We start from the raw sequence: 26288 nt of genomic DNA, 5'->3' as shown, positions 1-26288 counted from the left end.
GCCTAGTCCGGCGCTTGAGCCACAAAAAGAGGAACGCCATGCAAAACCAACTCAATCTCGGCGAGGCCGAAGCCCGTTTGGCCATAGACGCCTGCGTTGCCGAGCTGAAACGCCGCGGCAAGGCCGGTGTCGTCGCGGTCGGCGATAGTCATGGCGAAATCCTCGCCCTGTGGCGCACCGACGGCTGCGCGTTGCCGCCCATAGTTATCGCTCAGAACAAGGTCTATACCGCCGCCCGCGTGCGCGGCCTGTCCGGCGACCTGGGCCGCGCCGCCCAGGCAGACGGCTCCGACGTCCATTATCACGGCGATTCGCGCTATGTCGGCTGGGACGGCGGCGCGCCGGTCATGGTCGACGGTCAATGCGTCGGCGCCGTTGCCGTCAGTGGCCTGTCGGGCGTTGAAGACGTCGAAATCGCCCAACTCGGCGTCACAGCTATTCTAACCAGCTTACCTTAAGAGCCTCCGGCGGCAAGGGCCACAGGCCCTTGACCCATAACCAAAGAGACAATCACATGGCCTTTCCCGTTCCCTATGCCGCCGCGCCGACGCGCTACGACACCATGCCCTATCGCCGTTGCGGCCGTTCCGGCTTGAAACTGCCGGCGATCAGCCTGGGGCTTTGGCAGAATTTCGGCGGTGACGACGTCTTCGAAACCGGCCGCGACATGCTGCGTTATGGCTTCGATCACGGTATCACTCATTTTGACCTGGCCAACAACTACGGCCCGCCTTACGGGTCGGCCGAGGAAAATTTCGGCCGCGTCATGGCGACCGATTTCAAGGCCCACCGCGACGAGCTGGTCGTCTCGACAAAGGCCGGCTGGGACATGTGGCCGGGGCCTTACGGTGATGTCGGCGGTTCGCGCAAATACCTGATCGCCAGTTGCGACCAAAGCTTGAAGCGCATGGGTCTCAACTATGTCGACATCTTCTATTCGCACCGCGTCGATCCGGAAACGCCTATGGAAGAAACCATGGGGGCGCTGGCCACCCTGCACCGTCAAGGCAAGGCGCTCTATGTCGGCATCTCGTCCTATTCGCCCGAACTGACGCAAAAGGCCGCTGAAATTCTGAAGTCCGAAGGCGTGCCGCTACTGATCCACCAACCGTCCTACTCCATGCTCAACCGCTGGATCGAAGACGGCCTGCTCGATACGCTGGAAGCTCTCGGCACCGGTTGCATCGCCTTCTCGCCCCTGGCCCAGGGCCTGCTCAGCACGAAATATCTGGGGGGCATTCCGGCCGACGCCCGCGCCGCCAAGGGCGGTTCCTTCCGCACCAGCCTGATCACCGATGACAATATCCGCCGGATCGGCGAGCTCAACAAGATCGCCCAATCGCGCGGCCAGACCCTGGCCCAGATGGCGATTGCCTGGGTGCTGCGCGATCCACGCGTAACCTCTGCCCTTGTCGGCGCCCGCACGGTCGAACAACTGGCCGATACGTTGAAGAGCCTCGACAATCTCGCCTTCAGCAAGGAAGAGCTGGTGGCCATCGACAGCTTCGCCACCGAAGGCGGGATTGATCTTTGGAAGGTGTCATCTACGCTCTAACGGCACTTTAGAAATCGTCGCCTGAGCAACCAAAATTTCTGGCGCGCCAAATCTACACTGAAATGATAGGCTTTCCACCTGCCGCAAGTTGGAGACCCTGCCATGTCCGTATTCCGCCCGCCCGTCACGCCGTCAAAGACCCCGGCGACGCCGCAAAGCCTATGGTATGCGCGCTGCCCAACCTTGACGGCCATGGGCCTAGTGGCCAATCGCGGTGTGTTGCAGCGCGAGTTCCTTCGCGAAAATGTCTATATCGTCTCGGTGCGCGAAAACTCGACACCCAGCGTCCGCCAGGGCCATCTCGATCACAGCCTGCCCAACCTGATCCGCGAGGCGGACGCGGCGACGGCTCTGTGGGCGCACGGATTAAACGGTCGCTCGCGCCTGCTGGCTGTCGGCCAGACCTGGCATGCCATCAGCATCGTGACGCGCCCCAGCCAGGGCATCACGAACCTGCGCGAGCTTGTCGGGCGTCGTCTGTCCCTACCGAAGGAAGCCGGCAACTTCTCCCCGGCTCAGGTGCGTTCTCTGCGCGCCTGGGAAGCCGTGTTGGCCTATGCCGGTGTGCCGACCCAGGACATCGAATTCGCACCGGTCGTCGCCGATCACCCCAGTGTGCCGTTCGGCGATGTGGCGCGGCGCGAGGTTGAAGCCCTGCTCAGCGGCCAGACCGATGTCGCCATCCTCTATGGCGCCAAGGGTATCGAGCTGGCGCGCTCGGCGCATCTGAAAGTCGTCAAGCGTTTCTCACCGGAGGATATCAAGGGTGATGCCCGCCTCGCCGGCCTGGTCGAACTGCGCGCCCTGACAGTCGATCAAACCTTGCTCGAGTTCAGTCCCGACATCGTCACCCGCCTGACCGGTAATTTGTTGCAAGCGGCCCATTGGGCGCGCGACTTCCCGCGTGAAGCGCTGAAACAGGCGGCGCTGGAAGGCAAGGTCGAATACGGCGATGCCGAAGCGGCCTATGGCACACTGCTGGTCGACGGCGCCGGACTGGGTCTAGAGCCCGAACGCCTGGCGGCTTTGGAAACCCTGCAAACCTGGTTGCAAAGCCATCATCTCTTGCCTCGCGACCATGCGATCGGTGCGTGGATCAATGCCGACGTCCTGTCCGCGGCGCAGGCGCGCATTCACGAAGACGCCTAAGTGGGTTAAGACAGGTTCGTAACCCGAGGGAGCCCGATGAATCCTGTCTTTGCCGAATTAAAAACCAGCATTTTCGAGACCATGTCGTTGGAGGCCAAGGCGCGCGGCGCCATCAATCTCGGCCAGGGTTTTCCCGAAGACGACGGCTTCCCCGACGTGCGCGAAGCCGCCGCCCGCGCTTTGCGCGACCGGTCCAACCAATACGCCCCGATGCGCGGCCTTCCCGTTCTGCGCGAGGCGGTTGCGCAGTTTTACGGCGCTCATCAAGGTATCAAACTGGATGCCGATCGCGAGGTTCTGATTACCTCCGGCGCCACCGAAGCGATCTGCGCCGCCCTGCTGACCGTGATCTCGCCGGGTGACGAGGTCGTGGTCTTCGAGCCGGTTTACGATGCCTATGTGCCGTTGATCCGGCGCGCCGGCGGCATCCCGCGTATCGTCTCTCTGTCGCCGCCCCATTGGCGCTTTTCAGACGACGACCTGAAGGCGGTGTTCAATGACAAGACGCGCGCCGTCATGATCACCACGCCGAACAACCCGACGACCCACTGTTTCGACCATGAGCAACTGAGCTTGCTGGCCGGCTATTGTGAACGCTTCAACACAGTCGTCATCAGCGACGAGGTCTGGGAACAGGTCGTTTTCGACAAGCCGCACCTCAGCGTGCTGCACGTGCCGGCCTTGGCCAAACGCTCGATCAAGATCGGCTCAGCCGGCAAGATGTTTTCCCTCACGGGCTGGAAGGTCGGTTTTGTCGTCGCGGCGCCGGAGTTGGTCGACGCCGTCGTCCGCGCCCATCAATTCATCACCTTTGCCACGGCGCCTGCCTTGCAACACGGCGTCGCCTATGGCCTCGGCCTGCCGAAGGCACGATTCGACGAAGCCCTGGCGGACCTGCGAGCACAACGCGACTATCTGGCCGGCCTGCTGAGCGAAGCCGGTTTCGCGCTGCTGCCCAGTGAAGGCACCTATTTCGTCAATATCGACCTGCCGGCATCAAACATTGCCGGTTCGGGCCTCGCCTATGCCCGGACCCTGGTCGAGCATCACGGCGTCGCTTCGATACCGCTACAGGCCTTTTGCGACAGCGGCCGCGACCTGCCGGTCCTGAGATTGTGCTTCGCCAAGTCGTTTGCCAGCTTGACAGCCGGCGCCAAGGCCCTGGCCGCCAGCCGGTAAGGGGCGGACGCGGGAAACGGCTATTCAGGCATATTTGCACTGCCCAAAGTGAAAATAAGCGTTATAACAGAGTTCTTTAGCATCCCTGTGCGCGCGGCCTGAATGACCCACATCCTGCTGATCGACGATCATCCCCTGTTCTGCGGTGGGTTCGTCGCGACCTGCCAGGGACAGAGACCGTCGTTCCAGGTATCCCTGGCCGCCACCATCGCCGAGGCGACCGAGTTCCTGGCATCCGCTCAGCCGGTCAGTTGCATCCTCATCGACATCATGCTGCCCGACGGCTCGGGCTTCGACGCCTTGCTAACCCTGGCGCGGCTGGATCCGTTGACGCCTCGGGTGATGATCTCCGGCCGCGACGACCGGGCGGCGCGGTTGCGGGCGCGACATCTCGGCGCCTCGGGCTTCATCTCGAAGAGCCTCAACCCCATCGCCATCATGGCGGCGCTCGACGATATCCTGGCGGGCGGCATCCATTTCGACGATCCGGATGAAGCCGAAGACGGCGACGACGATGCCCTGACGCCGCGCCAGCTTGAAGTGCTTGACCTGTTGGGCAAGGGTTGCGCCAACAAGGAGATCGAGGACCGCCTAGGCCTGGCCGACCGCACCGTGCGCGCCCACCTCACCGTCATCTTCAAGCATCTCGGTGTCCAGAGCCGCATCCGGGCGGTCATGGAAGCGCGTTCCCGCGGACTGATCGCGTGAAGACGCGAGCCATCGACCCGGTCACGGTCCAGGCCATTCTGACCCTGTATAAACAGGTCCCAAACTCTTTCGCCGCCGCCATCACGGTCACCGTCTTTATGGGCTTCACCGCCTGGCCCTATTCGCCGCACGGCCTGGTCATCGCCTGGCTGGTCGTGCAGGCGCTCAGCCAGGTGGTGCGACTGGTTCTGTTGCTGGTCTATCGTCGGAGGCAACCGACAGATGCCGAACTGGCCCTGTGGGCGCATGCCTATACCGGCTATATGCTGGTGGCGGGTCTGATCTGGGGCGCCACGGTCTTCTTGTTCACCCATCCGACAGAACCTATAACCCTGGCTTTGACCCTGTGCGGCCTCTATGGCATCTCAGCCGGCAGCGTGCCCGGCAATGCCTATAACCTGCCGGGCTGCTACGCCTTTGTTGGCACCATTTTCGTCATGGTCCTGGTCAAGATGCTGATGGTCGGCGATTTCGGCCATATTGTCCTGGGCCTGGCTTCGGCCCTGTTCGCCTTGATCATGATCCTGTTTTCACGCGTCCAAAGCCGGGCTTTGCGCGAAGGTTTCGCCATCCGCTTCGAGAACATCGAATTGCTGGAAGAGACGCGGCTGGCGCGAGAACGCGCCGAAGCCGCCTGGCGCCAGGCAGAAGCCGCCAACCTCGCCAAGTCTCAGTTCCTGGCGGCCGCCAGCCACGATCTGCGCCAGCCGCTCTATGCGCTGAGTCTGTTTTCCGGCTCGTTGAAAAGCTTTGCCCTGGATACCGACGGCCATGAGCTGGTACGTAAGATCCAGGACAATATCGGCGCCATGGAGACTCTGTTCAACGGCCTGCTCGACCTGTCGCGCCTGGAGGCCGGCGCGGTGAGCAAGGACATGACCGCCTTTGCCGTCCAGCCTTTGTTCGACCGGCTGGAGCACTATTTCGCTCCGATCGCGCGGGCGCAGAACCTGACGCTGCGGCTGCGCCCGACTTCGTTATGGGTGTGCGGTGACGAGATGTTGAGCGAGCAGATCCTGATGAACCTGATCGCTAATGCCCTGCGCTATACGGCGGCCGGCGGGGTGCTGATCGCGGCACGGCGACGCGGCTCTCACGTCAGCTTGCAGGTCACCGATTCCGGCCAGGGCATCGACGACGCCGACCAGGTCCGCATCTTCGAAGAGTTCGTCCAGATCGGCAATACCGAGCGCGACCGCCGCAAGGGGCTGGGTCTGGGGCTAGCCATCGCGGCGCGCACGGCGGTGCTGATGGACAGCCATATTGAATTGGTGTCAAAACTGGGCAGCGGCTCGCGATTTTCGTTCGACCTGAAGCGCGAGACGCCCGGGGCTACAGTGGCCAAGGCGCCGCAATCGACGATCGCCGACCTGACCGCCGGCTTGCGCGTGCTGATCGTCGACGACGACCAGGCGGTGCGCGAGGCGCTCGATCTGCTGTTGACAGGGTGGGGTTTGGATTTCGCCGTCGCCGGTACGTTGGATGAGGCGCGAACGGCATTACAGGGCGCGCCGTTCCAGGTGGTGCTGTGCGATTATCGCCTGCGCGAAGGCCATGTCGGACTGGACTTTCTGACGGGCCTGAAAGAGGCCGGCACGACAGCGGGCCTGGCTCTGATCACCGGCGACGTCGATTCAGATCTGATGCGGCGGGCGCAAACCGGGGGTGTTTTTCTGATCCACAAGCCGGTCGATCCGGCGCGCCTGCGAGCGCTATTGAACCATTTGGCCAGTCAGGGATAAGTCTCGAAACCGGTAAAATGTGGAGATTCGGAGTAGATGTGGGCCTTTTGGGGCACTCCATTACAACGAACGCTCCGAATAGGTTAAGTTTGCGTCGCATTCGCACAGATCGATGATGAAAACTGTAGCCGCCTACGCTGTTAAACCTTCTTGAAACTGGCGCAGGCCTTACAGGTGTCACAACCGCTGCCGCAGCCCGTGGCTGGCGCGGTGGACGGTTGCAGGGATTTACCGACCGCCTGGACGACCACCGGCATATCGGCGCGGTTCAGGACTTCCGAACCTTTGACCTGCAAGGCATGGACGCTTTTCGGCATGACCTTGCGCGCCACCTGCCAAAGACTGAAGGCGACGACGGCGGAGATAATGACGGCCTGGACAATAGCGTAAATCATAGTCGTACCGCGATCTGATAGGTGATGAAGGAGGCGATATAGGCCAGGGCGAACAGGTAGCCCGCGGTGATGCCGACCATCTTCCACGAATTGGTTTCGCGGCGGATGACCGCCAGGGTCGACATGCATTGCGGGGCGAAAACGTACCAGGCGATCAGGGACAGCGCCGTCGCCAGCGACCATTGCGCTCCGATTATGTGACTGAGCGCCGTGGTGGCGCTATCGTCGCTGCCGGCGACGGAATAGACCGTGCCCAGCGACGAGACGGCGACTTCGCGCGCCGTCAGGCCGGGGATCAGGGCAACGCATATCTGCCAGTTGAAACCGACCGGCGCGAACACCGGCTGCAGGGCGTGGCCGACTATGCCGGCGAACGAATAATCGATGTCCGGTCCGGTGGCGCCGGCCGGCTTGCCCGGGAAACTGGTCAGTACCCACAATATGGTGTTGGCGGCGAAGATGGTGCCGGTGATGCGCCGCATAAAGATGCGCGCGCGTTCCCACAGACCGATGGCCAGGTTGCGTGCGGTTGGCAGGCGATAGGACGGCAATTCCATCATCAGGGGATGTTCGCTTTTGTCGCTGCGGAACAGCTTCATGACGAAGGCGACCAGCAGGCCGCCAACGATACCGATCACATACATGCCGAACAGGATCAGGGCGCGGAAACTCAGGAAGCCGAATAGGGTCTGTTCGGGAATGAAGGTGCCGATCAGCAGGAAATAGACCGGCAGGCGCGCCGAACAGGTCATGAGCGGCGCGATCAGGATAGTCGTCATGCGATCGCGCGTATCGTGGATCGATCGCGTCGCCATGATGCCGGGGATGGCGCAGGCATGGCTGGACAGCAGCGGAATGAAGGAACGCCCGGTCAGGCCGGCCTTCGACATCAGGTTATCGAGCAGGAAGGCGGCGCGTGGCAGGTAGCCGGATTCTTCCAGCGACAGGATGAAGAAAAACAGGATCAGAATCTGCGGCAGGAAGACAATGACGGATCCGACGCCGCCAATCACCGCATCGGCGATGAAGCTTTTCAGCAGCCCGTCCGGCATCCCCGCGCGCACCAGATTGCCGAGCCAGTCGAAACCCGCCGTAATCAGATCCATGACCGGCGTGGCGCCGGTGAAAACGGCCTGGAAGACGACGAACATGACGGCCAGCAGGATCAACACGCCGTAAACCGGGTGCAGCAACACGCGATCCAGCCTGTCGTCGATACCGGAGGTACGCGTCGGCATAACGACGGCGGTCTGCAGGATATCGCGAACCTGGGCGTGCAGGTCATCCTGGTCGTCGACAGTCGGGATGTGGGCCGCGACATTGCGGTCGAGATGGGCGACAAGGTCGGCGGTGCCGCCGGCCTTGACGGCGACGGTTTCGATGACCGGGACGCCGAGCGCCTTTTCCAGCAGATCGCGATCGATGCGGATACCGCGGGCGCGCGCGGCATCCATCATGTTGAGCGCCAGGATCATCGGGCGGCCCAGGCGCTTGACTTCGAGCACGAAACGCAGGTGCAGGCGCAGATTGGTGGCATCGGCGACGCAGACGATAAGGTCCGGCATTTGCTCGCCCGGTCGGCGGCCCAGGCAGACGTCGCGGGTAATGATTTCGTCGGGGCCCATGGCCTCCAGGCTATAGGTACCGGGCAGATCCAGCACCTGGACCTTGCGGCCGCTGGGCGCGGTGAACTGACCTTCCTTGCGCTCGACCGTGACACCGGCATAGTTGGCCACCTTCTGCTTGGCGCCGGTCAGCTGGTTGAACAGGGCCGTCTTCCCGCAGTTGGGATTGCCGACAAGGGCGATGGTCAGGGCATCCATCTTATGCTGCCTGCTCGACAGTCACGCGCGCCGCCTCGGCGCGACGCAGGGCAAAGCGCGTGAAACCGATCTGAACCAGCAACGGATCGGCGCCGATAGGCCCACGCCCCACCACGGTTACCGGCTCGCCATCGACAAAGCCCAGCTCGCGCAGGCGGTTGGCGATGGAGTCGCCTTCGGTTACGTCACGCACGCCGGTTACAAGGGCCGGAGCAAAAGCAGGCAGGTCAGTCAGTTTCATTGCGAATGATTATCATTTCACGACCCCGGGGGTCAAGCGAATGATTTGCAGTCTTAATGCGTTGTCATGTCGCAGGCGGTTGAGTTTGCAAGAAGGGCGTGAAACACGAATGTTTCAAAACGTCTTACTTCCGCCCTACCTGTAGAGCGTCTGTTCCTTGACAAGCTTTGGGATCGGCAGGCCCAGCAAACGCGCCACGCGCTGCAACAGCTTTTGGTCGTCGAATGGCTTGGTGACGTAATCCTGGGCGCCCAGGGCCAGGGCGCGCTGGATATCGCTCATGGCCTGACGCGCCGTCAGCATCAAGACCGGTATATCGCGCGTCTTGGCGCCCACTTTCAGCGCTTTCAGCACGGCAAATCCGTCACCGTCGGGCAGGCCGATATCGAGCAGGATGCCGGCCGGCTTGAAGCTGAAGACCTGCGACAGGGCGCCGTCGACATTACGCGCCACGCTGGTCATATAGCCCGCCAGCTCAAGCCGGATGACCAGCAGTTCGGCGATATCGTGATTGTCTTCGACGATCAGGATCCGGCGCTTGTCACTCATGGTCATCGCGCTGTCTCCTTGCGCAAAGCGTTGTCGGTTTCGCCATCGCGGAGCCACGATGACACGGTCAGCAGAAGCGTCGCCGGCAAGATCGGCTTGGCCACCAGGTCGCACATACCCGCCGCCAGACAGTCGAGACGACGGTCGCCACCGCCGGCGGTCAGGCCAATAATGGGCGTGCGGGCATTCAATTCACTGCTGGATCGGATACCGCGGGCGGCCAGCAGACCATCCATGACAGGCATGGCGACATCCATCAGGATCAGGTCGTAGCGGCGCTCGATACAGGCTTGCAGAGCCTCGGCGCCATTGTGCGCCGTATCGACGCTGTAGCCTTGCGAACGCAGCAGCACGCTGACGACATCGAGACTGGCGGCGTGGTCGTCGGCGACGAGAACCTGGCCCAGGCGAGCATCCTCACCCAGCCAGTCCGGGGTGGCGGCTACGGTTTGAACGCAGGATGCGACCGGTATTTCGAACCAGAATTCCGAGCCTTCGCCCGGCCGGCTGGCGACGGCGATACGACCGCCCATCAGTTCGACCAGTTGCTTACAGATGAGCAGGCCCAGGCCCGTGCCGCCGACGCTGTGATCGACCTGGCTGAAGCGCTGGAACAGGGCCTTTTGACCCTCGGGCGATATACCGACGCCGGTGTCCTTGACCGAGACGCGCAAGTGGCTCTTACCCTTGGCGGAGCCTTGATTGAGCGCGACGGTAACGCTGCCCGATTCGGTGAATTTGACGGCATTGCCGATAAGGTTGAGCAGTATCTGGCGCATGCGCACCTCGTCCAGCATCAGTTCGCCGGAGAGGTCGCCCGTCAAACGCAGGGCAATGCCCTTGGCCTCGGCCTGAATGCTCAGCAGGTCGACCACGTCCCTGGCCAGTTCGCCGACCGCGCACGGCGCCAAATCCAGTTCGAGATGGCCGGCATCGAGTTTGGAATGGTCGAGGATGTCGTTGATCAGGCTGAGCAAGCCTTGTCCTGCTGCCCAGATGCGGTGGCTGTAACGGCGATGTTGCTCATTTTCCACCAGCAGGTCGCGCAGCAGGCTGGAAAAGCCGATGATACTGGTCAGCGGCGTCCGCAGTTCGTGGCTCATGGTGGCCAGGAATTGCGCCTTGGCGTCGGCCGCGGCATTGGCTTCGACCGTCGCCTGCGCCAGGGCGTCCTCAGTCGCCTTCTGTTCGGTGATGTCGCGCACGACGTCCTGGAAGCGCAGGACCTGGCCGTCATCGCCAAGAATGGCTTTCGGGTGGGCTTCCAGCCAGACCTCGCGGCCGTCACGATTCAGGATGCGATAGCGGATATGGGGCGCGTCGTCCCATTTTCCACCGGCGGCATAGGCGCGATAGGCCGCGGCGACGGCAGGATAGTCTTCGGCCATCACGAAACTGCGCACCGTCTTGCCGATAAAGTCCTCGGGCGGGAAACCCAGCACATGTTCGACCGACGGCGAGATATATTCGATGCGGCCGGTAACATCGGTCACGGTTATGACGTCGCTGGCATTGTCGGCGAGCAGGCGATAGCGCGCCTCGCTCTGGGCCAGTTGTTCCTGGGCTCTCAGGCTCTCGGTCTGGTCCTTGAACACGCCGAACAGGCCGGTGACCCTGCCGGTGGCGTCGCGTTCGCACACGCCGCTGCAGCTCACGGTGCGGATTTCTCCGGTGTCGGCGCGGACCGCGCGCGTTTGAAAGGTGAAGGCCTCGCCGGAAGCGATCGCCGCGGCAACAATCGCCTGGGAAGCCGCGCGATCGTCCGGGTGGAGAAGCGCTTCGTGGGAGCCCAGGACAGGCTTGAACGTCTTGGGATCGCAGCCGAGAATGGCGTAGATTTCGGGCGACCAGTAGCAGGCGCGGGTGGCCAGACTGACATGCCAGTGACCGACATGGACCAGTTTCTCGGCCATCTGAAGATAATCGCGATACTGGGTCAATTGCGCCTTGGCCTGCAGGTACTCCTGCTCGTATTCGCGGCGTTCGCGCGCCGGTAATACGGCGTAATGATATTCGACGGCGCCGGCGTCACTGACGATCTTGCTGACATTGACCAGAACGGCCACGCCGGCGCCATCTGGACCGGCCACGGTCAGGGCTATTTCGCGCGCCACACCCATCGTATTGAGTTGCGGCAGCACCTTGGCATTGAAGATAAATTGGGACGGCCGTGTCAGACAGCGCCCGAACGTCCTGACCACGCCATCGGCATAGCCGCTCATATCGCAAAAATAGGCGTTGGCGCGGATTATGGCGCCATTGCCGTCGCAGACGACCAATCCACATGGCGCCTGATCGAACGACATGTCGGTAGAAGGGGGACTCATGCCGGATGTGCCTCGGCAAGATAGGCCTGCATGGCGGCCGTCACCTTGGCCGGGGCGCTGAACTGGGGATAGTGTCCCTCGGTATCGAGGACGACCATCCGGCTGTTCGCCAGGTGGCGGTGGAGGTAGCTGCCGACCTCGACCGGCGCGACGATGTCGTCGGCGCACTGCATGATGAGGCAGGGCGTGGTCATGCCGGCCAGGTCGGCGCGATGATCGGACATATAGATGGTGCGGGCGAAGTGGTGGGCGATGGCCGGATCGTTGTTGCGGAAATAGACTTCCAGGGCCGCGGCCAGTTCGGGCCTGTCGGCATTGCCCATCACCGCCGGCGCCATCTGGGCGGCCCAGGCTTCGTGGTTGAGGGCGAGGAAGTCGAGGAGTTCGTCAATCCCCGCGCGTTCGAAACCGCCGACATAGTCGCCATTGTTGATATAGCACGGCGACGGCCCAAGCAGCATCAGACGGTCGAACAGATCGGGACGCTTCTTGGCGGCCAGCAGGGCGATCATGGCGCTGGCGCTGTGGCCCAGCACGTCGACCTCCTGCAGATTCAGGTCCTCGCAGATCTCGATCAGGTCGTCGGCAAAACCGTGCAGCGTGGCATATTTGCTCTTGTCATAGGCGTTCAGATCCGAGCGGCCGGAACCGGTGTGATCGTAGAGCACCTGTTGACGGTGGCGGGTAAATTCCGGTGCGATATAGCGCCACATGGTCTGGTCGCAGCCGTAACCGTGCAGAAACAGCAAAGGCTTGCCGGTCCCCGTTACGGTGACGGCATTGCGGCGCATAACGGGGCTTAACGTGGCGGGGCTTAAGGGGGATAACGGTAAGGACATAAGGATACGCACGCATTTTGCGAAGGGACTGATGCCGGAGGTTACATAATCCCGGTTAAGATAGACCTTAAAGCAGAGTGCCCACGAGAAACTTTTACCGTTATCAATCAGGCCGCCGAAGATGTCCCGCCCATCAAACCCGCCTGGGCCGCCAATTTCAGCAGCCGGGTTTTCTCCGCCGACAGCTTCTTTTCCGCCGCCAGTTCGGCACGCAGGGTCGCCTCGGCCCGGCCGCTGCGCAAGACATAGGCCAGTTGGTGCGACAGAACGCGCCAGTTCAACGGCTTGACGATAAAGGAGGTGGCACCGACGGCATAGGCCCGGTCGACGGCATCCATGTCCTCACGGCCGGTCGCCACGATAATCGGCAGGTGTTGCAGCAGCGGATCCTTGCGCACACGCGCTATCAGTTCGAAACCGCCCATGCGCGGCATGCCGAGGTCGACCAGGGCGATGTCGATGCCGCCCTGTTCCAGTCGCTCCAGCGCCGCCATGCCATCTTCGGCCACCTCGACCTCGACATTGGGCGTCGCCAGGTGGGCGACGGCGAATTCGCGCAGAATCGGGTCGTCATCGACCACAAGCAGCCGGGCGTTAATTTGGAAATCGACGAAAGGTCCGCTCATTGTTTCAGCACCGTGGCGTTGTTCGGGCCGACGCCCTTGGGCACCGGCACGCCGGAACCGATGTAATTATTGTTGATGACCAGGGTCGGACCGTTGCTCAGCGACAACTGCTTGGCGACGATGATGCTCCAGTCGGAGTCCTGGGCGACATTGCCAGTCGATGTGACCTGCAAGGTGGCGTTGGGAATATAGATGGTGCCCAGAAGCTGGGAGACATTGGTCGAGGAAATCTTGAAGGTCTTGGTGTTGTCGCGGCTGGTGGCGATCAGGAAGCCGGCGAACGGCCCGGACTTACGCGCCGTCAGCCGGACCGTGGCCTGATTGGCGAAGTTGAAGATTTGCAGCGGGCTGAAGATCAGGGCGACATCGTCGCCGTCCAGGGTCGAGTTCTGCGACATGATCAGGCCACCGACAAAATAGTGATCGCCGGGCAAAAGATGGATGTGCGCCTTGCCCACGGCCAGGATCGGCAGGCAATGGACACCCGGCGCCAGGTTGGTGTCGCCCAGCAACGGCGTGGCGGCAACATTCAGACTTAGCGTGCACAGGCTGGTCGGGTTGAGGTTCATGCCGGCGAAAGGATCGGGGATGGCGATAGCGCCGGCATTGCCCTGGGGCGACATCGGACCACTGACCGTACCGGTGGCCTGGATGCGTTCCGCCGAGATCATGCCTGTGCTGGCGACAGCGATATTGGCGTTGGCATGGATGAGGCAGCCGGGAGCCCGAATGGTCGAATTGCTGGACAACGAGATTCCGCCCGCATCGGTTTGCAGAACGCACAGCGGCGTCTTTTGCAAGGCTTCGGCGGTGGCGGTGGCGTTCAGGGTCTTGTTGAAGTCCATGAAGCCGATCAGGGATTTGTGGTCGGCCTGGCCGTTGACCGTCAGGGTTCCGGCAGCGTGGTCGATGACAACGGTGAAGCGCCCGTCCAGCTTGCCACCCAGGTTTTCCGTCGCAGTGTTTACTGCCGCCGAGGTGGCCTCGGTATCGCCGTCGTAAAGCGCAAGTGACAGCCGGCTGGCTCCGGCCAGGGCGCCGGCATCGGTGGCCGCCTGCAAGCGCGACTTCTGGCCCGACATATCCGTCAGTTCGACGGCGCCGGCGACGGCCAGCAGCAGAGGAACGGCGGCCATGGCAAAGAAGGTGGTCACATTACCACCGTCACGCCACATAGCCCTAAGCAAATTCCGCCATACCATCAGCTTTATTCCCAGCCTTGAGCAGGCATAGCAGTAAGATTTTAAGATTTACTTAGTAAGCTTTAAGGCACATCTGCGCGCCACGGCGGCGGCGCCCGGTTCAACCTTGCAAGACTGTCCGGATGTTTCAGGGCAGATATGAGTACCATGACGTCACCGCTAAGGCCGGAAACACAGGGACGGCGCAGTTCTATTCGTCGTCGCCTGACCTTGCTGGTGCTGGGTTCGGTGCTGTTTTCGACCGTGCCTGTCGCGGGGCTGTTCGTCGCCCAGGAAACGGCCCGCCACGCCCAGGCGCGCTGGTCGCAGATGAAAACCGCGGCCGATGTGCTGGCCTCCGCCGCCACCGACGCCGCGCTGCAAAACGATTCGTCACGCGCCTTTACCGCCATTCGCGCCGTATCGCGTGTGCCCGGCATCATCTATGCCCGTGTCGAGGCCGCCGACGGTTCGGTCCTCGCCGAAACCGGCACCGGGGCACGGCTGCGCAACGACGTTCACCTCAGCACCGATACGCCCAATCCGTCGATCATGGCGCTGGTCATGACGCGCAGTATCGAGGTCGAGGCGCCGATCACTTCGGGCGGCCATGCACTGGGCCAGGTCATCGTCGTGCACAAGGCCGACGATATCGGTCTGGACCTGCTCAAATCCGTCGCCGGCATACTCGGCATCGCCATCGGCGCCCTGGTCCTGGCCTTGCTGGGCGCCCGGCGCCTGCAATTGACCATGACCCAGCCCCTGGCCGAATTGACGGCCTCGGTGGAGGCCATCAAGGGCGACGGCGATTTCAGCCGGCGTGTCGATGTGCGCAGCCATGACGAGGTCGGCCAACTGGTCGACGGCTTCAACACCATGTTGGAGGCCATTTCCCAACGCGACCGCAAGATCGACGCCCAGGTGAAGGGCCTGGAAAGCGAGGTCGCCGCCCGCACCCAGGACTATGTCGCTGCCCGCGACGAGGCTCTGTCGGCCAATGCCGCCAAATCCGATTTCCTCGCCACCATGAGCCACGAGATCCGCACGCCGATGAACGGCGTGATGGTGATGGCCGAATTGCTGGCGGCCGAGAGCCTGCCGGCCAAGGCGCGCCGCCACGCCCAGACCATCGCCAAGTCCGGGCGATCGCTGCTGGCCGTCATCAACGATATTCTCGACTTTTCCAAGATCGAGGCCGGCAAGCTGGAGGTCGAGACCGCCGAGATCGACATTATCGAGCTGGTCGACGACGTATTGACCCTGTTTCAGGCCAAGGCACGCGAAAAGGGCCTGGAGCTCGCGGCCTTCGTCCATCCGGAAGGACCGCGCTACGTGCCGGCGGACCCGGTGCGCCTGGGCCAGGTCATTTCCAACCTGATCTCCAACGCGTTGAAGTTCACAGAAAACGGCTATGTCCTGATCCAGGTCGAAAGCGGAACTGCGCCGCGCACCTGGCGTCTGACGGTGCGCGACAGCGGCATCGGCATCGCCGCCGACAAGCTGGGTTCGATCTTCTCGGCCTTCACCCAGGAAGACCAGACGACGACGCGGCGCTTTGGCGGCACGGGGCTCGGCCTGTCGATTTCGAAGCGCCTGGTCGAGGCCATGGGCGGCGAGATTTCGGTCGCCAGCCAGCAGGGCAAGGGTACGCAGTTCCGCATCGTCATGCCGGGTCTGGCCGATCCCGAAAATGCCGCACCGCCGCACCTGCCAGAGGCCATGCCGGTGTCGGTATGGATCGACGGCGTCACCACCCGCGCCGCCATCGTCCGCCGCCTCGAAGCCGCCGGCGCCGTTGTGGCCAGCGACGGCGCCGCCCTGGTCATCGCCGACAAGACCGGCCGGCTGAAAATACCCAAGACGACCCGGCATGAGGCCGTGGTGCTGCTGGCCGATCCCGACGACAGCGAGGCCGATAGCTGGGTAAGGACACGCCGCGCGTCCTGCATCCTGCCTGCGCCGGCGCGCCATCGCGATATTGACACGCTTCTGATGCATTTGCGCGACGGCACGCCCTTCTCCCTGACCGACCTGGCCATCGAGCCCAACGCCATCGATGCCGCCTATCCTCAGGCCCGCGTCCTGGTCGTCGACGACGGCGAGGTCAATCGCGAGGTGGCGTGCGAGGCGCTGTCGCGCTTCGGCATCAATGCCGACACGGCCAATGACGGCGCCGAGGCCCTCGACCGGCTCGACAAGGGCGCCTACGATCTTGTGCTGATGGACGGCTCGATGCCGATCATGGACGGTTTCGAAGCGACGCACCACCTGCGCCTGCGTGAAGACAAGTCGGGCGACGCCCGCACGCCGGTGATCGGCCTCACCGCCCACGTCGTCGGCGCCGCCGCCATGGCGTGGAAAGACGCCGGCATGGATGACGTGCTCTATAAGCCGTTTACCCTGGCCAGCCTGGCCACGGTGCTGCGCAACTGGCTGCCGCCCGAACTGTCCGAAGCGCCGATGGTCACCGCCGAAGACCTCATGCCGGTCGAGGTGGTGGAGACGGCGGTCGACGGTGAATTGTTCGATTCCGAGATTGTCACCCCCCTGATCGACGGCCTGGTCACCGGACGCGGCGACTTCGTCCGCAAGGTCATCGGCCTCTATGCCAGCCATGCGCCGGCCGCCGTTGCCAACCTCGCCGCGGCGCAGGCAGTGGGCGATCGCGACGCCATAGCGGGCGGGGCCCATGCGCTGAAATCCATGAGCCTCAATATCGGCGCCAAAGCCGTCGCCATGATGGCCGCCACGATCGAACGGGCGGTGCGCGAAGACGGCCGGGCCGTCACGGTCGACGAAATCGAAGCCGTCCAGGCCCTGGTGGAACAGTCCGTGGCGGAGCTCAACGCCATGATCGGGGTCGCTGCCTCAAGGGCGGCGCCGGCGGAAACGCCCGACCAGATCCTGCTGCGCGAACTGGAGGCCGATCTGACGGCCGGGCAGCTCGAGATGAAATATCAGCCGATCTTCGATCGCACCGGCACCCAGGTCGTCTCGGCCGAGGCGCTGATCCGCTGGGATCGTGGCGATCGTCCGCCGGTCGGGCCGGATGTCTTCATTCCTCTGGCGGAAAAATCCGGGCTCATCACCCGGATCGGCGCCTTTACCCGTCGTCGCGTCCTCGAACAGGCGGCGCATTGGGGCGGCGTGCCGATCGCCATCAATGTTTCGGCGATCGAATTCGACCGGCCGGGCTTCGTCTCAGGCCTGCGCGCCTTGTTGGACGAAACCGGTTACGACCCCAATCGGCTGGTACTGGAACTGACCGAAACGGCGTTCCTCGGCGACCCCGTCCGCACCAAGCTTTTGTTCGAAGAATTGCGCGCCATGGGTATCAAGCTGGCGCTCGACGACTTCGGTGTCGGCTATTCGTCGCTGACGGCGCTGCATCGGTTTCCGTTCGACAAGATCAAGATCGACAAGGAGTTCGTCAGCGCGCTCGACGGCGAACCGCGCGCGGCCCTCGAAGCCCTGGCCATCATCCAGGCCGTCACCGGCATCGGCCGCGCCTTCGGCATGCAGGTCGTCGCCGAAGGCATCGAAACGGCGACCCAGCACAGCCACCTCAAGGCGGCCGGCGTCCACGCCATGCAGGGCTATCTCTTCGGCAAACCGATGTCGGCGGCGGGCTTTTCGGCCCTGATCAACGCGGCGGAAGCGGCTTAAGAGGCCTTACTTCGACACCGTATAGTCGAGCACCGCAATCCCCCAGCCGGGCAAGGATCCGGTGACGGGTGCGTCTGTCGACACAGTCTGGGTGGCGTCCTTGGTGTCCGCCACCTCGGCATTGACCTGGTTGGCCAGGTTGGCGGCGAAAAAGTCAGCGCCGGTTTCACTGTCCCAGCCGGGTTCGTAGGTGACATTGACACCCTTGCCCTTAACGTCGGGAGAGGCGATGAAGTCCTCCAGTGACGCCCCGGCCGGGGCCAGGATCGCCATCAGTTGCGATGAGCCATAGGGCGGTTGCGCCTGGATGCGGAAATGCAGGCTGGCGTCCGGGAAGGTGACGGCAGCGCCGGCGGCGATGAAACCCCGTGCGGCGTCCCCTTCGAAGCTGTTGGGAAAGATCTGGTTGATCTGGAACTCGGCCGTGCGGTCGATCAGGATCAGGCGGCCGGACAACGGGCTGGTCACCTTGAGACGGATGGGTTGGCCAGCTTTCAGTTCCGTGAGCCCGCAGGGACCGTCATCGCTGTCAGCGCAGATCTCGACCTTGATGCGGCCCTCGGCCGGGGCGAGTTGGGTTTGCAGGGCCGTGAAGCCGGCGGCCTCCTTCGGCGCCTCCTGGCTGCCGGCCATGGGATGAGCGGCGGCGATGTCACCGACGACGCTTTCGATCCACGGGGCATAGGCCGAGACGCGGGTATAGACGCCGGGTTCGCCGACCTGGCCGCAGGGCGTCGGGCCCCAGCTGACGATGCCGATTTGATAGGGATGGTGGGCGCCGTCATAGGCGACCAGGGGCCCACCGGAATCGCCGCCGCAGGCGTCGCCGATGGCCTGGCTGGCCGCCACCTTGACCCAGCCGGCGCACAGCTGATGCGGGCCGATAATGCCGCCGGTTCCCTCGCGGCTGGCATTACAGGTGTCTTCGGGCACGATCGGCATATAGGCTTCGAGCAGGCGTGCCGCGCGGGCCGACAGTTTCGAGCCGTCGCGCGCGGCAAAGGTCTGGGTCTCTTCGCTTTCGGTCGTGCCGAGGCCGGCGACGGCGGTCAGGCCGCTAACTGGGTCGGTGTCGGGCGACAGAGAGAGCGGCGACAACGGACCAGTGTACGCATGGTCGACCTCGATAATCGCCAGGTCATTATCGTAGGTGGGCTTCGCGTCGGTTTGTTGCAGCTCGTCCTCGCAGGTCGCCCGGGGGTGGGCGGTGACGCGGACGGCCTTATAGGGCTTGGCGTCGGGGGCGGAGGTCAGGTCGACCAGGCCGGGATAGAGCAGCAATTGCCCAGGCGCCTTTACAACATCGCCGCAATGGGCGGCTAGCTTGGCGTCATAGGCTTCGATACAATGGGCGGCGGTCAGGGCGTGAAGCTTGCCGATCATGGTGGCGCCGCAAATCATCATGACGCTGCCATCGGGGCGCTTGAGGCCGAGCGCCGCATAGCCCGGCCAGCGGGCGGGGTCGGCGAATTGTCCGCCAACGACCTTGGCTTCGGGCGGCGGGGTCGAGACCTGGGCCGCCTGTACGGCGACGGGCAGCAGCCACGCCGCACCTGCGACCAGCCATGTTTTCAAACCGGTCATGCTATTTGTCCATCAGGTCGAGCAGGGCCTGAGCGCCGACATTGCCGGCGGCGATCGAGGACTGGTACCACTTTTTGGCCTGGGCCGGATCGTCGGGAACACCGAGGCCACCGTCATAAAGAATGCCGAGATAGAGCATGGCTTCGGAATTGCCGGCGGCGGCGCCTTTCTGGAACCAGGCGGCTGCCTGGGCCGGGTCCTTGTTAACGCCTTCACCGGCGAAATAGAGATTGCCCATGCCGTACATGGCGGCGCCATTGCCAGCGGCCGCGGCCTGTTCGTAGATGGCGCGCGCGTTGGCATAGTCCTTGTTCAGTTCGTAGGCGCGGCCGAGATTATAGGCGAGATGACGGTTGTCCGAATATTTGGCGAGCGCCCGCTTGCAGTCGGCGATCGCCTTGACCGGCTTGACGTCGCGGTCGAGCACGGCCACGGCGCCGGCGACGCGGTCCGTGTCGTGGTCGGCATTGACGTCGGTGTCACAGCTGTCGACCAGCATTTCCGTGTCGTCGTCGTACCACGGTGACGGTTCGGTTGCGGCCAGGTTCAAGGTGCCTGCCGTTGTGGCCGGCAGGTTGGTCATCGGCTTCTGGACCGATGCCTGGACCGGCGCCGGCGTAACTGTCTTGCAGGTCGGCGACGACAGGCGTCCCTGTGCCTGGGTAACAAAGGCGCCTTTGGGGTATTGGGCGACATAGCTGCTGTAGTCGACACAGTCCTTGGCCGAGGTCCAGACAGCCTGCTCGCGCTGCCAGTCGGCGTCGACCGGCGGGGCGGCGATGTTGTTGACGGTGATATCGCAACCGGCCAGGCACAGGGTGTCGTAGATGCGATTGTTCGACCACGGGCGCTGCTTGCGGCCGGTCTGGTTGGCGACCTGGACCTGAACGGAATCGAAGACCTGGGTGACGGTCTTGCCCGGTTTGACCAGTTCGGCCGCCAATATGGGCGCGTACACGCCGACGCCGGCAATGTCGCCGAGATCGGTCGAATAGGCGACGAGGGTGTTGGGGTCGGCGGCGACGGCGACCAGGCCTTTGGTGGCGCCCTTGCCGAGGCTGGGGGTATTGCGGCAGGCGTCGACGACGATGATCACGGCAGTCGCATTGGTATTGGACATGCCGTCCATCAGATCGCCCAGCTTGATGCCTGACGACGGCAGGTCGGCGGCGACCTGGACATCGGCATCGATGCTGAGGAGGTAGTTGTCGCCCTTTTCGTCGGTCGGGTCGGCCATGCCGTGGCCGGTATAGTATATAAAGCCGATGGCGCCGGGCGAGGCGGCCAGCTTACGGCGGAAGTCCTTGATGACCTGGCGCAGATTGGGGTGACCGCCGGAACCGTCGAGTGTCGCGTCGCGGATCGAGGTGACGTCGAAGCCGACCTTGGTCAGGGCGTTTTTCATTTGCGCCGCTTCGCCGTCGGTGTCCGGCAAAGGCGTCAGGGACTGGTAATCGACCTGGTTGATGACCAGGGCCAATTTGGTCGCGTCGGCGGCATGGGCCTGGGCGGTCAGGCACCACAGGACGGCGGCGAAGAGTGGCAATAAGCGTTTCATGACGATCTCACGCTCCCGTCTTGAAATTGAGTTCGACAATGCCCTGACGGCCGCGGGCGTCGAGGACCGTGAGGCGGAGCTTGTGGCGGCCGTCCGGCAGGGAAAGGGCATTGGTGGAGATACCCGTGGCGTTGACCTGGCCGGCGGCGCGGACGCGGTCGGTCACGTCCTTCCAGCCGGTCTGGGTGCGATATTCGACACGCACCGTGTCCGGACGGATGGTGCTGCCCCAGCCCTGATTGAACTGGGCCTTGAGCAGCAGCTTGCCACTTTGGGTTCTAAGACTGGCGGGATCGACCTTGATCTGCGGGCCGAAGAAGTCGCCCTTGGAGACAACGGCGGCCTCGGACACCAGGCTATTGCCGGCGGCGATGGTGTCGTATTCCGACGGTGTGATCAGCCAGGCATCGGACGGGTTGGGATTATCCATCACCTCGACCTGGACGATCTGGGCGCGGATCGAGGGATCGCGCTGGACTGCGGCGCCGAGATCGCCGCGCAGGTGATCCATGAAGCCGATTTCGGAGGTATTGTGTTCCATGGTCGCGGGCGACATGACGCCACGACCGGCCAGGACCAGAACGGCTTCGGTGCCGTAGGGCCGGCTGGCGGTGAGCTTGATTTTGGAGTTTGCGCCGCCGATCGACAGACGGCGGCGGCCGTTGCCATCGGGCTTGATCTCGCCGCGCCAGATTTCCTTCACCGACTGGTCGGCCTGGAGATAATAGATCTGGACATAGGGCGCCTGGTCCTGGACCTCGGCGTCGATTTCGAACTTGTCGCCGTTGCGCAGGGTAGCCGTGGTGGTGACCGGCGCGTCTTCCTCGGTGATCTGGACGCCGCGCGCCTGGGGCGGGGCATCGGGTTCGAGATTGACGACGCGGGCATCGACGCCGGGGCGCGACACCGCGTCCTTCAATATGCCGCGGATTTCGCAGGCCGGCCACGGCGTGCCCTCGACGTCGACGGCGACGCGCTGACCGTAGCGGCCGGCGACGGTGCGCAGATATTCGACCTCATCGACACAGCCGTAGCCGGTGAGACGATAGCTGTCGCCGTCGCGGAAGACCTTGATCTCGCCGGTCTTGAAACTGGCCGCCATGGCGTTGAGATCAGCGGTCAGGTCGGGTTGGGCGACCGGTGCGGGCGGCGGCGGCGGCGGGGTTGGTGGGGTATAGGTGGGCTGGCTGGGCTTGGGTGCTGGCGCCACAACAGCGGGCTGGGCGACAGGCATAGGCATCGCCACCTGGACGGGCGCCGCGCCGCTGGCCGTGATGGGCTGCATGATGCCTTCGCGCGGCACCATGGGCGGGACGACGCCCTTGTAGACATAGGCCTCCTGGACCAGGGCCAGCAGCGAATCGTAACTGGCCCAGATGAAGCCGCGATCGGCGAAGCCCTCGCCCCACGAGTTCATCACCTTGAAGGCGCCCTTTTCGCCATTGGCGGCGACCTTGTTGTCGTCATAGCCGACAATCACCATAGCGTGGCCGGTATAGCCTGGCGTCGCCGGTGTACCGAGCGAGTTGGGCGACAAGGTATAGATCGCCGTGCGGTGGTAGTTTTGCCATTCGCTGGCATTGATGAAGGCGCCGATCATGACAGGGACACCGCGTTCCAGCATTTCGCGATAGGCGTCGGGTTTGTGAATGGATTCGGGCGCGATGACATCCCAGCCCGGCACCTTCCATTGAACGGCTAGCTGTTTGTCTTCGACACCGGGCGCCGGGATGCAGCTGTCGGCCGAATAGGGCATGCGCGCCAGCGAGGTCGAGCCCTGACTGACGACGACATTGAGCGCGTCGCGCAGAGCGGCGCCGCCGCAATTGACGCCCTTGTCGGCCGGGCGGCGCGTCGACGAATTGAAGACATAGGCGGGGCTGGAAATATCGCCGGGCGTCACCGGCTTGTGGCCGCTGATGGCCGCCAGGTAGTAGGAGCGCGCCGCATAGGACACAGCCCAGGCGGTGCACGAACCCTGATACTTCTGGTCGCCGACGGGCGGAAAATAGGGGCTGAGATCGACGGCTGACAGGAAGGTGGCGCTACGGGCGCGCACGGCGTGGGGCTGAGCGGCGTATTCTTCCTTGCTCAAGGGGATGAAGCCCGTGCCGTGCTCCTCCGCCGCTACCGGAGTCGCGGCTGCGATCAGAAGCGTCAAGGTTCCGAACCGCCGACCGATCATGTAAATTCCCGCCCGATGCCTGTTATATTTATCTTAGGCAACAGGTGACACAACCGCGTTCGCTTTTCAAGCAACCGCGGCTATCGTGACGGCAATTGTAATGCCGCGGATCGATGCCCTTAAACGCGATCCTTGAGCCAAACCTGGGAATCGAGGTTCCGCGACCATGACCGCTCGGGTGCGGCAACGGCGGCCGTGGCGGTCGTGCCGGGGGCGTAGTCGACATTCCCCGCACCGACATCGGCGACCTGGGTCACGCGATTCATGCGGGCGAAGTTCGGGATGGCCAGCATGGGCGAGCCGTCCTGCCATGTGCCGGTAATCGCCATGACGCCGTCCAGCAAATCCGGACGCCATTCGGCCTTCAGCGGCGCACTTCCCAGCGCCTGTTCGATATTCGGCTGGTCGGCGCGTTCGACATTATAGACCAAGGGACCATAGGCCAGGGCGACTCGGCCGCGGTTGGCGGCGATACGGTCGTCGGCGCGGATGAGTTGGGCCGCCATCGGCAGGTCCAGCTCGATGGTATCGCCCTTCGCCCATTGCCGGGTGACGACGGCATAGCCCTTCTCGATCACCGGCGTGACGGCCTTGCCATTGACCTTGAAGGTCTTGACGCCGCTAACCCTGGGGCTGGCGGTGTAAAGTTCGCTGGTTGCGCGGTCGGGGATGCGGACGCGGATGGTGAAGGTCTTGCTTTCCTTCGGGTTGACCGTGATGGCGACGGCGCCGTTCCACGGATAGTCGGTCTTTTGCACCATTTCGACATCGGTGCCGGCGACCTTTTCGACCAGGATGCGGCTGCCGACGAACATGTTGACATAGAGCCCGCCCGCATCCTTCACATAGGTCCAGGTCGGCATCATCAAAAGCGTGCGCGGGATATTGCTGACGCAGCACGGACAGACGTGCCACAGGGTGCGTTCGGTATTGATCAGCGGGTTAGTGTAGCAGAAGCTCTTGCCGGCAAGGTCGACCCCGCCCAGCAGGGCGTTGTACATGGTCTGCTCATAGAGGTCGGCATATTTGGCGTCGTGATAGGCCAGGTTGAGCTTGTACTGGAAGAAGATCAGGCCGCAGCTCGAGCAGGATTCACAATAGGCGTCGTTGCCCAGCGAATAGTCGGGCCCGAAGCCTTCCGAGGTCTCGCCGCTGCCAATCCCGCCGGTGACATAGTATTTGCGGTTGACCATGTTGTCCCACAGGGACGCCACGGCGCTTTGGTAATCGACATCGCGGGTTTCGGCGGCGATATCGGCCATGCCGGAATAGAAATAGGTGGCGCGGACGGCGTGGCCGACGGCCTCGTACTGCTTGATCGGCGGCAGGTGGCTTTGGTCGTACTCCTGACCGCCGCGGCGCGAATCGAGCAGGAAGCGCGCCAACTTGATATAGTCGTCACCGCGTCCGTGACCTTCCTCGTCGTTGACGAAGCGGCCGAAGCGGACCAGCGCCTGTTCCATCTCCTGGTGACCGTCGTACCAATCCTTCTTGCCCGGCCCGATATTGGCGACCCAGCAATCGGCCAGCTTCTTGGCGGCGTTATACAGGCGCAGGTCCTGGCCGTCGGTCAGGGTGTAGTGGTTGATGGCGGATTCGATGAAATAGCCGGCAATATAGCCTTCGTGATTGCCGCGCTGATCGGGCGACCAGTGGGCCGGCCAGTCGGCGCGATCGGCCAGGGTATAGGCGGTTTGCAGGTAGCCGTCGGGTTCCTGGGCGGCGAGGATGATCGGAATCCAGCGGTCCAGCGTCGCCTGCATTTTGGTTTGAGCGGCGATGATGTCCGGATCGCCATGCGGATCGACCATCAGGGCGATCGACATGGCCTCGACGGTTTCCAACACCCAGGCATTGGAGAAGACATAGCCTTTATGGCGGGCGTGCGGCTCGCCGCGCAGGGCCTTGGCCGCCTCGATGAAGTTGTCGATGCCGCCCTCGCCTATCTTCAGGTCGGTGCGTTCGCAATAGTCGATGACGTGTGGGATCCAATTAACGATCAAGGTCTTGGCGCGAGCGTTCCACAGCGGGCTGTCGATGCTGTAGCGCTTGGTATAGACGACGTCGAGGCGTTGCGGCGGCGGCGCGGCCTGGGCGCGCACGCGCAGTTTCGAGGTCGTCACCTGACCGCCGGCATGGCCGACCAGTTCCAGAACATAGGTCCCGGGCGCCGAAAAGGTCGCCGTCGTTTCGGGCGCCAGGGCATCGGCGAAACTGACATCGCCGGGGCCGGAAACCTTGCGCCACAGGGCGCCCGTGTCGGGACCGGAGGTCAGGGTATCGACCTTGCCCATGAGATAGGTCTTGCCGCCCATGACGACGGAGCGATCAATGCCGGCGGCGACGGCCGGGGCAAAGACGGGCACAGGGCCGCTGCTCATGACCCGCCATTGCAGGACACCGGTCGACAGGGTGCCGTCCGAGACGATCTCCAGGCGCAGCTTGTCGGTCGTAACGGCGTCGAAGGTGGTGGTGTTGAAAGCATCTTTGGTCACGCCAAGGCCCGAGGCGTTTTTCACCGGAGCCCAGGCCTTGCCGTCCCAATAGAGCAGGCGTGCCGATTTCGGCGCGCCGACGCCTTGACCGTCGGCCCACCAATAAACGTCGATGCGGTTGGTGGTGACGGGCTGGCTCCAGTCATACTGGACCCACTGGGTGTCGGTCTTGGGCCAGTTGCCGTACATGCCGGCATTGTTGTCGGCCGAGCTGGACGGCGTGGCGCCGCTATTGAGCGCAGTGACCTTGGTGTCGCCGGACGCGTAAAGGGCTGACGGGGTGGCGACCTTGGCGAGGTTGACCGGGGCGTCGTCGGCCTTGGCGGTCTTGGCAAAAGCGGCCAGGCTGGTCACAAAAGCAGCGCCCGCAGCCCCGGCAAAAAAGCCGCGACGGCTGAGCCGGTCCTTGCAGGCGCACGGGCCGTCGACGCAGAGATGGTGGCCTGAGGCGGCAAAAAACGGGCTGGACATGGACGCTTCCTGGCT

The 26288-nt window shown here is 63.5% G+C and carries 19 protein-coding genes; 7 read left to right on the top strand and 12 right to left on the bottom strand.

Annotated elements, in window-relative coordinates:
• Nucleotides 1-38 precede the first annotated feature (38 nt).
• The 6 genes from AC1DX3_RS18965 to AC1DX3_RS18940 all read left to right on the top strand — a co-directional run bounded on the left by AC1DX3_RS18965 (nt 39) and on the right by AC1DX3_RS18940 (nt 6333).
• Nucleotides 39-458 (top strand): GlcG/HbpS family heme-binding protein, encoded by a 420-nt coding sequence (locus AC1DX3_RS18965; RefSeq protein ID WP_476990897.1) that lies wholly within the window; start codon nt 39-41, stop codon nt 456-458.
• A gap of 56 nt (nt 459-514) precedes the next feature.
• The gene (gene mgrA, locus AC1DX3_RS18960; protein ID WP_476990896.1) at nt 515-1555 is read left to right on the top strand and encodes an L-glyceraldehyde 3-phosphate reductase; all 1041 of its coding nucleotides are present in this window, start codon (nt 515-517) and stop codon (nt 1553-1555) included.
• Between the two features lie 102 nt (nt 1556-1657).
• Nucleotides 1658-2704, top strand: coding sequence for an ABC transporter substrate-binding protein (locus AC1DX3_RS18955; RefSeq protein ID WP_476990895.1), 1047 nt, complete (start codon nt 1658-1660; stop codon nt 2702-2704).
• Nucleotides 2705-2740: 36 nt separating this feature from the next.
• On the top strand, nt 2741-3883 hold the full coding sequence (locus AC1DX3_RS18950; RefSeq protein WP_476990894.1) for an aminotransferase: 1143 nt from the start codon (nt 2741-2743) through the stop codon (nt 3881-3883).
• A 102-nt stretch (nt 3884-3985) separates the two neighbouring features.
• Nucleotides 3986-4591 (top strand): response regulator transcription factor, encoded by a 606-nt coding sequence (locus tag AC1DX3_RS18945; RefSeq protein WP_476990893.1) that lies wholly within the window; start codon nt 3986-3988, stop codon nt 4589-4591.
• Nucleotides 4588-6333, top strand: a complete 1746-nt coding sequence (locus tag AC1DX3_RS18940; RefSeq protein WP_476990892.1) for a sensor histidine kinase — start codon at nt 4588-4590, stop codon at nt 6331-6333. The genes AC1DX3_RS18945 and AC1DX3_RS18940 overlap by 4 nt, the downstream gene beginning before the upstream one ends.
• Before the next feature lie 140 nt (nt 6334-6473).
• On the opposite strand, the gene AC1DX3_RS18935 is transcribed toward AC1DX3_RS18940, so the two are convergent.
• The 8 genes from AC1DX3_RS18935 to AC1DX3_RS18900 form a co-directional block, all read right to left on the bottom strand.
• Nucleotides 6474-6728, bottom strand: a complete 255-nt coding sequence (locus AC1DX3_RS18935) for a DUF6587 family protein (RefSeq protein ID WP_476990891.1) — start codon at nt 6726-6728, stop codon at nt 6474-6476.
• Nucleotides 6725-8551, bottom strand: a complete 1827-nt coding sequence (gene feoB / locus AC1DX3_RS18930; RefSeq protein WP_476990890.1) for a ferrous iron transporter B — start codon at nt 8549-8551, stop codon at nt 6725-6727. The genes AC1DX3_RS18935 and feoB overlap by 4 nt, the downstream gene beginning before the upstream one ends.
• A 1-nt stretch (nt 8552) precedes the next feature.
• Nucleotides 8553-8792 carry a FeoA family protein gene (locus AC1DX3_RS18925; protein ID WP_476990889.1) on the bottom strand — a complete coding sequence of 80 codons (240 nt, stop codon included), beginning with the start codon at nt 8790-8792 and terminating at the stop codon, nt 8553-8555.
• 135 nt (nt 8793-8927) lie between these two features.
• Nucleotides 8928-9347, bottom strand: a complete 420-nt coding sequence (locus tag AC1DX3_RS18920; RefSeq protein WP_476990888.1) for a response regulator transcription factor — start codon at nt 9345-9347, stop codon at nt 8928-8930.
• The gene (locus AC1DX3_RS18915) at nt 9344-11668 is read right to left on the bottom strand and encodes a PAS domain S-box protein (RefSeq protein WP_476990887.1); all 2325 of its coding nucleotides are present in this window, start codon (nt 11666-11668) and stop codon (nt 9344-9346) included. The genes AC1DX3_RS18920 and AC1DX3_RS18915 overlap by 4 nt, the downstream gene beginning before the upstream one ends.
• Entirely contained in the window at nt 11665-12459 is a 795-nt protein-coding gene (locus AC1DX3_RS18910) for an alpha/beta fold hydrolase (RefSeq protein WP_476990886.1), read from the bottom strand. Before AC1DX3_RS18910 ends, AC1DX3_RS18915 begins: the two co-directional genes overlap by 4 nt.
• Before the next feature lie 155 nt (nt 12460-12614).
• The gene (locus AC1DX3_RS18905; RefSeq protein WP_476990885.1) at nt 12615-13133 is read right to left on the bottom strand and encodes a response regulator; all 519 of its coding nucleotides are present in this window, start codon (nt 13131-13133) and stop codon (nt 12615-12617) included.
• On the bottom strand, nt 13130-14287 hold the full coding sequence (locus AC1DX3_RS18900) for a TadE/TadG family type IV pilus assembly protein (RefSeq protein WP_476990884.1): 1158 nt from the start codon (nt 14285-14287) through the stop codon (nt 13130-13132). The genes AC1DX3_RS18905 and AC1DX3_RS18900 overlap by 4 nt, the downstream gene beginning before the upstream one ends.
• 186 nt (nt 14288-14473) lie before the next feature.
• On the opposite strand from AC1DX3_RS18900, the gene AC1DX3_RS18895 reads away from it, so the two are divergent.
• Nucleotides 14474-17980, top strand: a complete 3507-nt coding sequence (locus AC1DX3_RS18895) for an EAL domain-containing protein (protein WP_476990883.1) — start codon at nt 14474-14476, stop codon at nt 17978-17980.
• A gap of 6 nt (nt 17981-17986) precedes the next feature.
• Here AC1DX3_RS18895 and AC1DX3_RS18890 read toward each other — a convergent pair whose 3' ends face one another.
• The 4 genes from AC1DX3_RS18890 to AC1DX3_RS18875 form a co-directional block, all read right to left on the bottom strand.
• Complete coding sequence (locus tag AC1DX3_RS18890; RefSeq protein ID WP_476990882.1) at nt 17987-19564, bottom strand: trypsin-like serine protease; 1578 nt, start codon at nt 19562-19564, stop codon at nt 17987-17989.
• Between the two features lies 1 nt (nt 19565).
• Nucleotides 19566-21122: a caspase family protein gene (locus tag AC1DX3_RS18885; protein ID WP_476990881.1), complete on the bottom strand. Its 1557-nt coding sequence runs from the start codon at nt 21120-21122 to the stop codon at nt 19566-19568.
• Between the two features lie 7 nt (nt 21123-21129).
• Complete coding sequence (locus AC1DX3_RS18880) at nt 21130-23307, bottom strand: C1 family peptidase (RefSeq protein WP_476990880.1); 2178 nt, start codon at nt 23305-23307, stop codon at nt 21130-21132.
• Nucleotides 23308-23426: 119 nt separating this feature from the next.
• On the bottom strand, nt 23427-26273 hold the full coding sequence (locus AC1DX3_RS18875; protein WP_476990879.1) for a beta-L-arabinofuranosidase domain-containing protein: 2847 nt from the start codon (nt 26271-26273) through the stop codon (nt 23427-23429).
• Nucleotides 26274-26288: the final 15 nt, after the last annotated feature.

The organism is Asticcacaulis sp. P2_B1, from assembly GCF_056404915.1.
Note: the sequence above shows the minus strand (reverse complement) of the source record. Positions and strands in the feature narration are given on the sequence as shown.